At 69.2% G+C, this 13,136-nt stretch carries 12 protein-coding genes; 5 read left to right on the forward strand and 7 right to left on the reverse strand.

Annotated elements, in window-relative coordinates; genetic code table 11:
* Positions 1–69 precede the first annotated feature (69 nt).
* A complete protein-coding gene (locus tag ABFX18_RS00920) occupies positions 70–588 on the forward strand; it encodes an amino-acid N-acetyltransferase (protein ID WP_090150960.1) in 519 nt (172 codons plus the stop codon).
* A gap of 26 nt (positions 589–614) precedes the next feature.
* On the forward strand, positions 615–1,250 hold the full coding sequence (locus tag ABFX18_RS00925) for a hypothetical protein (protein ID WP_346057072.1): 636 nt from the start codon (positions 615–617) through the stop codon (positions 1,248–1,250).
* On the opposite strand, the gene ABFX18_RS00930 is transcribed toward ABFX18_RS00925, so the two are convergent.
* Positions 1,244–2,803 (reverse strand): PucR family transcriptional regulator, encoded by a 1,560-nt coding sequence (locus tag ABFX18_RS00930; protein WP_346057073.1) that lies wholly within the window; start codon positions 2,801–2,803, stop codon positions 1,244–1,246. The genes ABFX18_RS00925 and ABFX18_RS00930 overlap by 7 nt on opposite strands.
* Before the next feature lie 154 nt (positions 2,804–2,957).
* Here ABFX18_RS00930 and ABFX18_RS00935 point away from each other — a divergent pair, with 154 nt between their 5' ends.
* The 3 genes from ABFX18_RS00935 to ABFX18_RS00945 all read left to right on the forward strand — a co-directional run bounded on the left by ABFX18_RS00935 (position 2,958) and on the right by ABFX18_RS00945 (position 6,607).
* Positions 2,958–4,181 (forward strand): CaiB/BaiF CoA transferase family protein, encoded by a 1,224-nt coding sequence (locus ABFX18_RS00935; protein WP_346057074.1) that lies wholly within the window; start codon positions 2,958–2,960, stop codon positions 4,179–4,181.
* Positions 4,182–4,229: 48 nt separating this feature from the next.
* Positions 4,230–5,393, forward strand: a complete 1,164-nt coding sequence (locus ABFX18_RS00940) for an acyl-CoA dehydrogenase family protein (protein ID WP_090150945.1) — start codon at positions 4,230–4,232, stop codon at positions 5,391–5,393.
* A gap of 110 nt (positions 5,394–5,503) precedes the next feature.
* Complete coding sequence (locus ABFX18_RS00945) at positions 5,504–6,607, forward strand: CPBP family intramembrane glutamic endopeptidase (protein WP_346057075.1); 1,104 nt, start codon at positions 5,504–5,506, stop codon at positions 6,605–6,607.
* Here ABFX18_RS00945 and ABFX18_RS00950 read toward each other — a convergent pair.
* From ABFX18_RS00950 to mtnA, 6 genes are all read right to left on the reverse strand, one after another.
* Positions 6,547–7,062: a cupin domain-containing protein gene (locus tag ABFX18_RS00950; protein ID WP_346057076.1), complete on the reverse strand. Its 516-nt coding sequence runs from the start codon at positions 7,060–7,062 to the stop codon at positions 6,547–6,549. The two genes, ABFX18_RS00945 and ABFX18_RS00950, sit on opposite strands and share 61 nt — an antisense overlap.
* A complete protein-coding gene (locus ABFX18_RS00955) occupies positions 7,059–7,973 on the reverse strand; it encodes an ABC transporter permease (RefSeq protein WP_090150938.1) in 915 nt (304 codons plus the stop codon). The genes ABFX18_RS00950 and ABFX18_RS00955 overlap by 4 nt, the downstream gene beginning before the upstream one ends.
* The gene (locus ABFX18_RS00960) at positions 7,970–9,196 is read right to left on the reverse strand and encodes an ABC transporter permease (protein ID WP_200331361.1); all 1,227 of its coding nucleotides are present in this window, start codon (positions 9,194–9,196) and stop codon (positions 7,970–7,972) included. Before ABFX18_RS00960 ends, ABFX18_RS00955 begins: the two co-directional genes overlap by 4 nt.
* The gene (locus ABFX18_RS00965; protein ID WP_346057077.1) at positions 9,193–10,794 is read right to left on the reverse strand and encodes an ABC transporter ATP-binding protein; all 1,602 of its coding nucleotides are present in this window, start codon (positions 10,792–10,794) and stop codon (positions 9,193–9,195) included. The genes ABFX18_RS00960 and ABFX18_RS00965 overlap by 4 nt, the downstream gene beginning before the upstream one ends.
* A 123-nt stretch (positions 10,795–10,917) precedes the next feature.
* Positions 10,918–11,970, reverse strand: a complete 1,053-nt coding sequence (locus ABFX18_RS00970; protein WP_090150926.1) for a BMP family ABC transporter substrate-binding protein — start codon at positions 11,968–11,970, stop codon at positions 10,918–10,920.
* A 35-nt stretch (positions 11,971–12,005) separates the two neighbouring features.
* On the reverse strand, positions 12,006–13,049 hold the full coding sequence (gene mtnA, locus ABFX18_RS00975; RefSeq protein WP_346057078.1) for an S-methyl-5-thioribose-1-phosphate isomerase: 1,044 nt from the start codon (positions 13,047–13,049) through the stop codon (positions 12,006–12,008).
* Positions 13,050–13,136 lie beyond the last annotated feature (87 nt).

Genomic DNA, 13,136 nt, shown 5'->3' on the forward strand with positions numbered 1-13,136 from the left:
CCCCTTCTGCGTCTGCGGGAGCGCACGCCGCGAGGCGGGGCGCGGGCACCCCGGGCGTAGACTGGAACGATGAGCGCCGCACCTGAGATCAGCATCCGCAGCGCGCGCACGGGAGACGTGCCGCAGATGGTCGCACTGATGGAGCCGCTCGTCGCGAGACGCATTCTTCTCGGCAAGGACCTCGTCGATCTCTACGCCGCCGTGCCGGAGTTCCTGGTCGCGGTCGACGTCGACGACGCCGTCGTGGGGTACGGAGCCGTGCACGTCATGTGGGAGCAGCTGGGCGAGGTGCGCACGCTCGGGGTGGCCGAAGCGCTGCTCGGGCGGGGGGTGGGGCATCTCCTGCTCACCGCGCTCGAAGAACGAGCACGCTCCCTCGGACTCGCGCAGCTCTTCTGCCTCACGTTCGAAACCGAGTTCTTCGGCAAGCACGGCTTCGAGCGCATGAGCGAAGACACCGAGCTCATCGCCGCCGAGGTGTACGCCGAGCTGCTGCGCTCGAGCGATGAGGGCGTCGCGGAGTTCCTGGACCTGGCGAGGGTGAAACCGAACACGCTGGGCAACACGCGCATGCTGAAGCACCTGTAGGGCGCGAACGCCGCTACGCTGACGCCATGTCGACACTGAGGGATCCGGTGGGGCCGAAAGACCGCAAGGTGTACGTCCGCCGTCGGCTGATCGTGCTGCTGGTGCTGCTCGCCGTGGTCGCGGTCGTCGTGCTGATCATCGTGCGACCGGGGTCGAGCGGGGGCGTGGCCAGCGCGGGCGAGGTCGAAGTGCCCGAAGACCTCGTCGAATCCCCGGCACCCGATTCCGACGACGCCGACGGCGCCGGAGACGGCGACGTCGCAGCCTGCAGCGCGGGCCAGTTCTCGGTGGCCCCGGCGACCGACAAGGGGGACTACGCCGCGGGTGAGCTGCCTCAGCTCTCGCTCAGCGTCGAGAACACCGGCGAGGAGCCGTGCTCCGCCGACCTCGGCAGCGCGAACCTGCAGTTCGTCATCGTCAGCGGTGATGACGAGGTGTGGCGGTCGGCGGATTGCCAGGAGAACGCGGAGCACCTCGCCGTGATCCTCGAACCCGGCAAGCCACTCGACACCGAGGCGATTCCCTGGGATCGCACCCGGTCGAGCCCCGAGACCTGCGACATCTCCCGCGATCCGGTCGCCGCTGGCGGCGCGTCGTATCACCTCCGCGCCACCGCCGCTGGAACGCAGGGCACGGGCACCGCTCAGTTCCTCCTCTACTGAGACCGCTCCGGCGCGACGGCCGCCTCGAGTCGCAGCGCGATCCAGAGCTCCGCCCGGTCGTCGGGATCGCTGACGGAGCGGGCGGTCACGCGCTCGATGCGGGCGACGCGATCGCGAAGCGTGTTGCGGTGGATCCCGAGGGTTGCCGCCGTTGGGCCTCGCTGACCGTTCGCGGCGAAGAGCGCATGGAGCGTCTCGCGGAGCATGGCGCGATCCTCGGCGCTCATCGCATCCGGGGCGAGCGCGTCGTATGACTCGGAGAGCGGGCCGAGTACCCGCTGCGACATCGGTGCGGCGCCGGATCCCGCCGCGCCCGTGCCCGCATCAGACCCTGCGGCGTCGCGGGCGTCTGCGGCGTCGAGCTCCAGGAGGGCTTCGAGAATCGGCGTATCGCGATCCGCCCAGATGACCGCTGGCACCCGCGGCGCCGTGTAGAGGGGTGCGGTGGGGGAGAGGGCGCGCAATCGGCCCGCCGCCGACCGCCGGCTCTGCACGGCGTCTGCGAGCGGTGAGGGGCGGCCGACGACGACATCGAGGTTGCACGACGCGGCGGTCGCGAGTGCAGTGTCGAGCGCTCCGGGGTGGTCGTCGACGATCTGCCAGGCGCGGCCGACGCCCGGCGCGGGGGCCGGGGCATCGTTGGGGGCGACGAGCCGGTCGAGACCCGAACGCGGCTTCCTGCGCCACGATGCCAGATCTTCCGCCGTGCCCTGCACGGCGAGCACGCGCACGCGATCCGGGGGCTCGAGACCGGGCGCGAGGATCCCGAAACCTTGGACGGCCGAGCCCCGCGCGAGGAGCGCAGCGGTCAATCGTTCCCATCGCTCCCGCTCTCGGGCATTCTCGGCTCGGTTCTCGCCCAGGGCGAGGCCGAGCACCATGGCGCCCGCTGCGACGATCGAGCGCCCCTCCGCCGAGAGCGGGGACCCGCCCGCGATGGCCAGCTGAAAACGGCCGCCGGCGTCGAGGTCGATGACCTCGGCCTCGGCCGCCTCCGCAGCGGAGGCGAATCCGGCGGTGGCCGCAAGCGTGCCGCCGTCGGATCCCAGCAGCGCGAGGTGCTTGCCGGTCGCTTGAGCGAGGCTCGCGAGCACCTCGGCGGGTTGCTGCTCCCCGCGCGCGCCCTCGAGCAGGCGCTGCTGGGCCTGCAGTGCCCCGCGCGCAGCACCGAGATCGTCAGCGCGCAACAGCTCGGCGACGGCCTTGCTCACCGCGATGAAGGGGACGGGAAGCGGGACTTCGAAGAGCGCGACCCGGTACGCACTCGCCGCCTGGACGAGGGGTTTCGGGATGCGCTCGTGATTGACTCCGATCCCGAAACCGATGGCGGCGACGCGCGCCCGATTGAGGCCGGCGACGAAGTCGCGCCACCGGCGGTCGTCGTGTGCGAGGGCGAGCCCGGTGGTCAGCACGATCTCTCCGCCTTCGAGGTACGAACCGAGGTCGAGCAGCTCGGTGTTCGACACCCACGTGATCGTGGGATCGCCCGCGCCCGATTGCACGAGGCGCAGGTGCAGGTGGGGTATCGCGAGGAGCTGCGAGAAGGCGACCATGATGCGATTCTTGCACAGGTCACCCACGTTGGGATATGCAAGCCTGCCGCGGGCAGCGGGCAGGCCTGCGCCTACACTGGCGGTACGGGAACGGCGCACCGCACCGACGTCCGCTCCGCCCCCGCACGAGCAGCAGACGATGAGGAGCGCACCGATGACGGGCACCGGGCAGCCGAGGCACGAGAACGAGTCCACCGAACGCGTGCCGCGGGGGGCCCTCCACGGCATCCGCGTCGCGGACTTCTCGCGAGTGCTGGCCGGTCCGCACGCGACGATGATCCTCGCCGATCTCGGCGCCGATGTCATCAAGATCGAGAGCCCGGAGGGCGATGGCACCCGCCAGTGGAACCCTCCGGTCAACGCGGTCGGGCAGAGCACCTACTTCGCGGGGGTCAACCGAGGCAAGCGCTCCGTCGTCTGCGATCTGCGCGACGAAGCAGGGCTCGCTCGCGCACGCGAACTCGCCCGCACGGCAGACGTCGTCATCGAGAACTTCAAGCCGGGCACGATGGAGAGATTCGGCCTCGGATACGACGCCGTCGCGGCCGAGAACCCCGGAGTGGTGTTCTGCTCGATCTCAGGATTCGGCGACACCGAGGGGCGCGACCTCCCGGGGTACGATCTGCTCGTGCAGGCCGTCGGCGGCTTGATGAGCATCACGGGCCAGGCCGACGACGCCGGGGGAGAGCCGACCAAGGTCGGCGTGGCCCTCGTCGACATCCTCACCGGGCTCAACTCCGTGATCGGGATCCAGGCGGCGCTCCGCGCTCGCGACTCCGCGGAGTCTCCCACCGCCGGTCGCGGCCAGCACGTCAAAGTCACACTGCTCGGATCGCTGCTCTCGGCGCTCGCGAACCAGGCGTCCTCCACCCTCGAGACGGGCGTCGCGCCCGGCCGAATGGGCAACGCGCATCCGTCGATCGCGCCGTACGAGACCTTCGCCGCCGCCGATCAGTCGATCGCCCTCGCCGTCGGCACTGACGGGCAGTTCGCGCGGCTCTGCGACGTACTCGGCATCGCCGAACTCGCCCGTGACGATCGCTTCGCCACGAACCCGCAGCGCGTCGCACACCGGGTCGAGCTGCGCACAGAGCTCGAGACGGCATTGAGGGAGCGATCCGCAGCCGACTGGATCGCCGCCTTCACTGCCGCCAGCATCCCCGCCGGCCGTGTCAACTCCATCGCGCAGGCACTCGACCTCGCCGAATCACTCGGCCTGGAACCGGTCGCGGCGACCGCGGCGACGGCTCCCGACGGTTCCGAGCAGACGGTGCGCTCCGTGGCGACGCCGATCTCGCTCTCGGAGACGCCGGCCCGCTACGAGGTGCCGCCGCCGGGCATCGGCGAGCACCAGGACGCCAGCTGGCTCCCGCGGTAAACGCACCCCATTCTCACCCCTTCGCCCGAACCTTCCCCGAGGAGCACCATGACCACCACCATCGATCAGCTGTTCGACGTCGCCGACTTCGTCACCGAGGAAGAGCGCGAGTGGCAGCTCAAAGCCCGTGAGTTCGCGCAGACGCGCATTCGCCCCATCATCGACCAGGCCTTCGAAGATCGCCGCCTCCCCGTGGAACTGCTGCCCGAGGTCGGCGAGTTCGGGGCGTTCGGCATGTACCTCGACGGCTACGGCCTGCGCGGCGCATCCTCCGTCGCCTACGGCCTGGTCGCCATGGAATTCGAGGCGGTCGACTCCGGCTTCCGCACCGCACTCTCCGTGCAGGGCTCGCTCGCGATGGGTGCGATCTACAAGTTCGGCTCGGAAGAGCAGAAGCAGCGCTGGCTGCCGCTCATGGGCCGCGGCGAAGCGATCGGCTTCTTCGGGCTCACCGAACCGCAGGGCGGCTCCGACCCCAACACCATGCTGACGACCGCGCGACGCGAGGGCGACGAGTGGGTGCTGAACGGCAAGAAGCGCTGGATCGGCCTCGCCACCATCGCGCAGCTCGGCGTCATCTGGGCGAAGGACGACGAGGGCATCGTGCGCGGCTTCATCGTGGAGACCGACACCCCCGGCTTCACCGCCACCGCGATCGAGAACAAGCTGTCGATGCGGGCCTCGCTGCAGACCGAGATCGTGCTCGAAGACGTGCGCATTCCGGCCGATGCGATCCTCCCCGGCTCGAAGGGGCTCTCGTCGCCGTTCAAATGCCTGAACGAGGCGCGCTACGGCATCGCGTGGGGCGTCATGGGCGCGGCCCGATCCTGCCTCGAGGTCGCAGTCGAGCGCTCGCAGACCCGCGAGGTCTTCGGTGCGCCCATCGGAGGCAAGCAGATCATCCAGGCGAAGCTCGCCGACATGTTCCTCGAGTACCAGAAGGGCCTGCTGCTCGCACTGCACCTCGGGCGTCTGAAGGATGCTGGCAACCTCACCTACGGGCAGATCTCCGTCGGCAAGCTGAACAATGTGCGCGAGGCCATCAAGATCGCCGGTGCCGCCCGCTCGATTCTCGGCGGCGACGGCATCACCTCGGAGTTCCCCGTCATGCGCCACATGGCGAACCTCGAGTCGGTGCGCACCTACGAGGGCACGGACGAGGTGCACCAGCTGGTCATCGGACGCGAGCTGACGGGTATCGCAGCCTTCTAGTCGGTCGGGCGGGCGCGGCCTCGATCCGCCCTCCTGCCTGCCCCTCCCGGTGTCGTGGCCGCGCGGATCGCCCGTGAGCTAGGGTGACTGGCGGACGGAAGGAGCACGTGGTGGATGTGAAACGGGTGAGGGCGGCGACGGCAGGCCGGGTCGGGAGCTCAGATCGGGCGGACCGCCTCGAGCGGGTGCCGTGGGCGGCGGTCGCCATGTTCGTGGTGCTGTCGTTCGGTCTCGCCTGGCTGATCGCGATGCCGCTCTGGCGCATGGGCACCGACGCCGACGCATACACGCTGTGGTTCGGCCTCCTCGCGGCAGCGATGATGTTCACCCCGGCGATCGCAACCGCGGTGGCGCTCTTCGTGATGCGTGCGCCGCGACGGGAGCGCCTCCGCTTTCTCGGCATGTGGCCCCTGCGCCCGGCGCGCCGGGTCGTCTGGTTCACGGTCGCAGCACTCGTCGCGCCGCTCATCGTCGTGCTGGCCGCCGTCGGCGTATCGGTGCTGTTCGGCTGGGCGCGCCTCGACCTCGTGAACTTCTCCGGTTTCCAGGCGACCCTCGACGCGCAGTTCGCCTCGCTCGACGCCGAGCTCGCCGAGCTCGCACAGCAGAGCATGCCGCCGCTCGGATGGCTCGTCGCTCTGCAGGTGCTGCTCGTGCCGATCGGCGGCCTCGCGAACAGCCTGCTGGCGTTCGGGGAGGAGATCGGATGGCGGGGATGGCTGCTCACGGCGCTGCGTCCGCTCGGCACTTCGCCGGCGATCGTCATCACCGGGGTGATCTGGGGGCTCTGGCACTCGCCCCTCATCCTGCTCGGGTACAACTTCGGGCTCACCGACTGGCGGGGCGTCGCTCTCATGACCGGAGGCTGCGTGGCGTGGGGCGCGCTGCTCGCCTGGTCGCGACTGCGCAGCGGGTCGGTATGGCCGGCAGTGATCGGCCACGGGGCGCTCAACGCCTCTGCCGGCATGATCGTGGTGCTCGCGGCCGCAGATGCGCCGATCGATCCCGCGCTGGCCATGCCGTTGGGGGTATCGGGGTGGATCGTGATCGCGGTCGTGGTGGCGGTGCTCGTCGCCACGGGGCAGTTCCGCGAGGATCACCAGCCCCCGCTCGCCCCGCGCGCCCGACGAGGAGGCGGAGAGGGCGGCGCGACCTATGACGCTGCAGGCTCTGAGCGCGTCAACGCGACGATGCGGTCCGAAACGTCGGGGTAGCGCGCGCGCAGCGCGTCGCGCTCGCCGAGTGCGAATCCGTTCCACGCGAACGGCGGCGACATCGTCGTGCCGACCAGGCTCCACGCTCCGAGCGATGAGGAGCCCTGCATGACGCCGGCCGGCACGACGAGCTGGGGCAGCTGGCCGGCATCCGGGTCAGGGCCCAGCAGCCGCTCCTCGGCGCGGCCGTCGGGGTGCAGGAGGAGTACTCGCATCGGGTCGCCGGCGTACCAGTGGTACACCTCGACCGAAGCGAGAGCATGCAGCGCCGAGAAGTCCGGGTCGGCCAGCAGGTAGTAGATCGCGCTCGAGTGGTCGTCGAGGTGCATGCGGCGGAAGAGGCCGCCCTCGTGCTCGAGCGGTTCGAGCGAGAGGCGCTCGACCCAGCGCGCCGCCTCCTCAGGGAGCGGAGGCGTGTCGGAGCGGTGCGCGGGGGACGCCGGCGACGCGTTCACGCGAGCGCGGCTTCGCGGGTCTTGCGGAACCGCTTGCTGAGCAGGATGAGCACAATGAGCGTCACGACGTACGGGCCGGCATCGGTCAACTGCTGCGGCAGGCCGAACGACTGCAGGCGGAATCCGATGGCGTCCGCGAAGCCGAAGAGCAGCGCGGCGCCGAGCACTCCGACGGGATGTGCGCGGGCCAGCATCACGGCGACCACGGCGATCCATCCGCGACCGGCCGACATGTTCTCGGTGAACTGCACCACATTTCCGAGGGCGAGCTGCGCTCCGCCGAGCCCGGCGAGCGCGCCGGAGACGATGACGGCACCCAGCTGGTACCGCTGCGGGTCGACGCCCATGGTGGCCGCGGCGAGCGGGCGTTCACCGACGCCGCGCAGACGGAGGCCGAGGGGGGTGCGGAAGAGCACGATCCAGAGCGTCGGCACCAGCAGCAGCGCGAGGTACCCGAGCGGTGTCAGCGCGAAGAGCTGGCCGATCCAGGGGATGTCGGCGAGCACGGGGATGCGCCACACGGGAATGCCGACGATGCCCGGATCCTGGAACACGCCCTGCACGTCGAAGATCGCGACGAGGAGGAAGCTCGTCATGCCGACGGCGAGGATGTTCATGGCGACCGCGAGAACGATCGGGTCGCCCTTGCGGTAGACCGCACCGTACCCCAGGATGAGCGAGAACAGCGCCCCGGCGATCATGGCGACGATCACTCCGAGCAGCCAACTGTGCGTGAAGAACGATGCCGCGACACCGGCGAATGCGCCGACGAGGATCATGCCCTCGAGGCCGATGTTGAAGATGCCGGCCCGTTCGGCGATCATGCCGCCGAGTGCGGCGAGCAGGATCGGGATGAGCGACCGGAGGACGGACCCGATGAGGTCCTGGTCGAAGAGTTCGAGGACGTTCATCGATCCGACTCCTTCGTCTCGGTGCCGGCACCGGGCACCGGAGCATGCGGTTCGGCGATCGCCGCCTCGTTCAACGGCGGCTCGGCCGTCGGCGGCCCCGAGGATGCTCCGTCAGCTGAGCCGCGTCTGCGGAACCGGGGAAGCGCCACGCGGAACGCGAGCAGTACGATGACGAGCGCTTGAATCACGGCGGCGATCTGCGGCGAGAGCCCGAGTTCGCGTCCCATCGCATCGCTGCCGACCATGATCGCCGCGAAGAACAGACCGGCGATGGCCGTGCCGATGGGCCGGTAGAGGGCCAGCAGCGTGACGAGCAGCGCGGTGAAGGCGTAGTTCGTCTGCACGAAGTACCCCTCGATGAGTCGGGTGCTCGGGGCCCCGATGATGAGCATGACGCCGAAGAGCCCGGCGAGGCCGCCGGAGAGCGCCATCGTGCGCGTGACGAGCGGGCCCGGCTTCACGCCTCCGTAGCGCACGAATTCCGCGTTCTGGCCGCTGAGACCCGACTCGAAGCCGAACCGGGTGCGACGATTCACGAAGACGGCGCCCGCGATGACGACGATGAGCACGATGATCGACCAGTTGACTCCGGTGAGCACCGCGGTGACCGGGCTCGTGGGCCCGAACGTCGATCGCAGCGTCTCGGCGAAGGAGGAATCCTTCGGCACGAGCATGCCGAGCTGCACCTCGGGTCGCAGCTGCTGGGTCGCGACGAGGTCCGTGCTCGGGTCGTTCAACTGGAACCGGATCAGCCACGAGGAGAAGTAGCGAGCGGGGTAGTTCAGCAGCAGCGTCGAGAGCAGGATCGGCACCCCGAGCAGATTCTGGAGGAGCGCCGAGATGAGCCCCCACGCCGCGCCGGTCGCAATCGCGACGATGAAGGCGAGCGGCACGATGAGGATCGCCGGGCCAGGGACGTAGACCGCGACGATGCCGCCGGTCAGCGCCCCCAGGCCGGCCTGTCCCTCGGTGCCGAGGTTGAGCACTCCGGCACGGAAGGCGACCGCGATCGCGATGCCGATACCGATGATGGGAACGGCGCGCTGGAGCGTGTTCGCGAGTCCCGAACCGGTGCCGAACGATCCCTGGAGCATCGCGACGTATCCGCTGATCGGATCGACGCCTGCGATGAGCATGAAGCAGGCGCCGATGAGCAGGGCGAGCACCACCGATACCGGGATGGGGCCTGCGAGCCAGCGACCCGCTGTGCGTGCGGCATTCATCGTGCGGTCCCCTTCTCGGTGACATCAGGGCGTGGAGCGTCGTCGGTGCGGTCGCGCAGCGCGTCGAACGATCCGGGTCGATGGCGCTCCTCGGGTGCGTGCCCTGCCATGTAGAGGCCGAGCAGCGCCTCGCTCGCTTCGGCTTTCGGCACCTCGGCCACGATGCGACCCTCGAACATCACGACGATACGCGACGAGAGCGACATGATCTCGCTCAGCTCGGCGGAGATCAGGAGCAGCGCGCCACCCGTGTCGCGGTACTCGCAGAGCTCGCGGTGAATCGATTCGATCGCTCCGATGTCGACGCCGCGCGTCGGCTGCTCGGCGATGAGCAGCGGAGAGCCGTAGTCGAGCTCACGAGCGACCACGACCTTCTGGAGGTTGCCGCCGGAGAGCGTGCCGACCCGCGTCGTCGGGCCGGCGATCTTGACGCCGAAACGGCTGATCAACCGTTTCGAGTGCTCGAGCATGGCCGATCGCGAGAGCAGGCCCCGCTTCAGGAGGGGGGCGCGCCGATGATGGCCGAGTGCGAGGTTGTCGATCGCGTCGGCACCGCCGGCACTGCCGACGGCATGGCGATCCTCCGGGATATAGGCGATTCCGCCGTCGCGACGCTGAGCGATCGACGAGGCGCTGAGATCGCGTCCCACGACCGACACGGTGCCCTCGTCGGCCTTGCGCATGCCGATGATCGCCTCGGCGAGTTCGACCTGGCCGTTGCCCGCGACGCCCGCGATGCCGACGACCTCGTTGCGGCGCACGAACACACTGGCATCCGAGACGGCGTCGCGCCCGCCCGACCCCGGCACGGTCAATCCGCGAACATCGAGCACCACGTCGCCCGGTGCGTGCGCGGGGGGCGGGGTGGCGAGGTTGACATCGCGACCGGTCATGTGGCGGGTGATCTCATCGGGAGAGCTGTCGGCCGTGACGAGTTGCGCCACATTGCGCCCGTCGCGCAGCACGGTGACGCGGTCTGAGATGGCCATGACCTCGCCGAGCTTGTGGGTGATGAGGATGATCGTGCGTCCATCGGCTTTGAGCGCCCGGAGCACGTCGAAGAGGCGCTCGGTCTCTTGCGGGGTGAGTACCGCGGTCGGCTCGTCGAGAATGAGCACGCGAGCCTCGCGGTAGAGCGCCTTCACGATCTCGACGCGCTGCAGCACGCCGACCGGCACGGAATCCACTCGCGCCGCGGGGTCGAGGGAGAGGCCGTAGCGCTCGGCGATCTCCGCAACGGCGCGGTTCGCCTCTGCGCGATCGATGAGCCCGCGCTTCCTCGGCTCGCTGCGGAACACGACGTTCTCCGCGATGGTGAGCGACGGGAAGAGTTTGAACGACTGGAACACCATGCCGATGCCGGCATCGATGGCGTCGAGGGGTGAGGAGAATTCTCGTCGCTCGCCCCTGATGTAGATATCGCCCTCATCGGGCTGATAGACGCCGGCGAGCTGCGACATCAAGATCGACTTGCCCGCCCCGTTCTCGCCCATGAGCGCGTGGATCTCACCGGCTTCGACCTCGAAGTCGACGCGATCGTCGGCGAGTACGCCGGGGAAGCGCTTGGTGATCCCGCGCATCGAGACTTCGGCGACCATCCGTGTTCCTTTTCTTGGTGGTGCATGAAACTCGCCGGTTGAGCGAGCGCGGGAAGACGAGACCCAGGGTACTGCGAAACGGTCTCGACTTCGGCGCGCTCGGCTCAACCGGCGATCCGGGGGTTATGCGAGCGGGTCGGTGACCTTGATCTTGCCCGAGACGATGTCGTCGCGCGCCTGGGTCACCTCATCGAGCACATCCTGGTGCTCCATGATCGTGCACTGCGAATCAGCGGCATCCTCGGTGAGGCTGACGATGGTCATGCCCTCCTCCTTGAGGCCGAAGGAGCTCGTCGCATCCTTCGAGCTCTTGCCGTCCATGATCTCGCCGACGACGGTCTCCACGACGCGGTTGACCGACTTCACCGTGCCGTCGACGACCGACCCGGGTGCGATCGGGCACTGGTTCGCGTCGACGCCGTAGGCGGAGAAGCCCTTTTCAGCTGCGGCCTCCATGATGCCGCCGTTCGAGGCAGCGCCGACGGCGAAGACCTCGTCCACGCCGCTCGCTGCGAACGCGAGGGCCTGCTCCTTGCCGCGCGCCGGATCGGCGAACGGGTTGTCGCCGCCGATGACCTGCGGAGCCACCGTGTCGACATCCTCGTTCACGCTCTTGGCGCCTTCGGCGAAGCCGTCGGAGTACTTCTTCAGCAGTTCGTTGTCGACCGAGATGACCGAGCCGACCTTGTTCGCCTCGGTGAGGAGCCCGGCTTCCATGCCGAGCAGGTACGACGGCTCCTGCTCGCGGAACGTCGCCTGGTAGAGGTTGTCGGGGGCGCCCTCGACGAACGTGTCGATGAGCATGAAGTTCTGCTGCGGGTTCTGCTCGGCGAGCTCCTTGGCGACGTCGCCGAACTGGAAGCCGAGCATCACGACGACCTCGGGAGCTTCGGCGATCGCGGCTTCCAGGTTGGAACGGCGCGTCGCATCGTCCTTCGATTCGAAGGTCTTCGCGGTGCCCTCGAAGGTCTCGGCGACCGATTCGATGCCGACCTTGCCCGACTTCAAGAACTCGTTCTGGCCGATCGGATCGCTCGTGATGTAGATGAAGCTGGGGCCGTCGCTGGCCGCCTCATCCGAGGTGCCGCCGCCGCCGGAGCAGGACGTGAGCAGCAGTGCAGCGGATGCCGCGCCTGCGACGAGAGCCGCGCGAACGCGACGCTGGGTGAAGAACATGGGTGTTCCTTTCGAACGGGAGGGTTGGGGTGAGCTTACGAACGGAGCGACTCGAGCGACACGTTTTCGAGCGTCTCGCCGCGGCTGAGCAGGATCACCCGGCGCTCGGTGACGATCGCCGTGATGAGGTCGTGCGGGGTCACGTCGAAGGCCGGGTTCACGGCATCGATGCCCGCGGGGGCGGTGCGCGTGCCGCCGAACCCCACGACCTCGTCGACGCCGCGATCCTCGATCTCGATATCGGCTCCGCTCGCGGTGCGCATGTCGATCGTGGATTCTGGCGCGACGACGATGAAGGGCACTCCGGCGTGCTGCGCGGCGAGCGCGAGCGAGAACGACCCCACCTTGTTGGCGGTGTCGCCGTTGGCCGCGATGCGGTCGGCGCCGATGAAGACCGCGTCCGCGATGCCGCGCGAGAGCAGGAACGGGCCTGCGGAGTCGATCAGGAGCCGGAAGGGGGCCCGCATGCGTTCGAGCTCCCACGCGGTGAGGCGCGCGCCCTGCAGCAGCGGGCGCGTCTCGAGGGGGAGCGCCTCGATGAGGGAGCCCTGCTCGAAGAGCGTCTCGATCACGCCGAGCGCGGTGCCGCGCTCGACCGTCGCGAGACTGCCGGTATTGCAGATGGTCATCACGCTCACGCGATCCTTCGCCGCGAGCTCTCGCGTGAGGTCGGCGCCGCGCAGGCCCATCGAGATGCAGGCCGCGATGTCCTCGTCGCGGATGAGCACGGCCTCGTCGAGGATGGCGGCGGCGCCCGCGTCGAGCTTGGTCAGCGCGCGGTCGACGCCCCACGAGAGATTCACCGCGGTGGGGCGGGCCTCGCGAAGAATCGCGGCCTGGCGACGCACTTCGTCTCGGTCGAGCTCGTCATCGCCGTGCTCCGCCTGCACAGACGCTGCGATGAGCGCGACGCCGAACGCGCCTGCCACGCCGAGTGCCGGGGCGCCTCGCACCGCGAGCCGCTGGATGTCGTCGATCAGTTGCGGCAGCTCCGTGACGCGGTGCACCTCGACCCGTTGGGGGAGCAGGGTCTGATCGATGAGTTCGATGGCTCCGTCGACCCAGTCGATCGTGCGCAAGCGGTGCTCCTTTATCCGTCACAGTTTCGCCGCAGGGAATCGCTGATTGTTCTGGGAGTGCTGACGCCCCCACCCCGGGCTGCAGTA

It is taken from the genome of Leucobacter alluvii (assembly GCF_039530485.1).
GTDB classification, from domain to species: Bacteria; Actinomycetota; Actinomycetes; order Actinomycetales; family Microbacteriaceae; genus Leucobacter; species Leucobacter alluvii.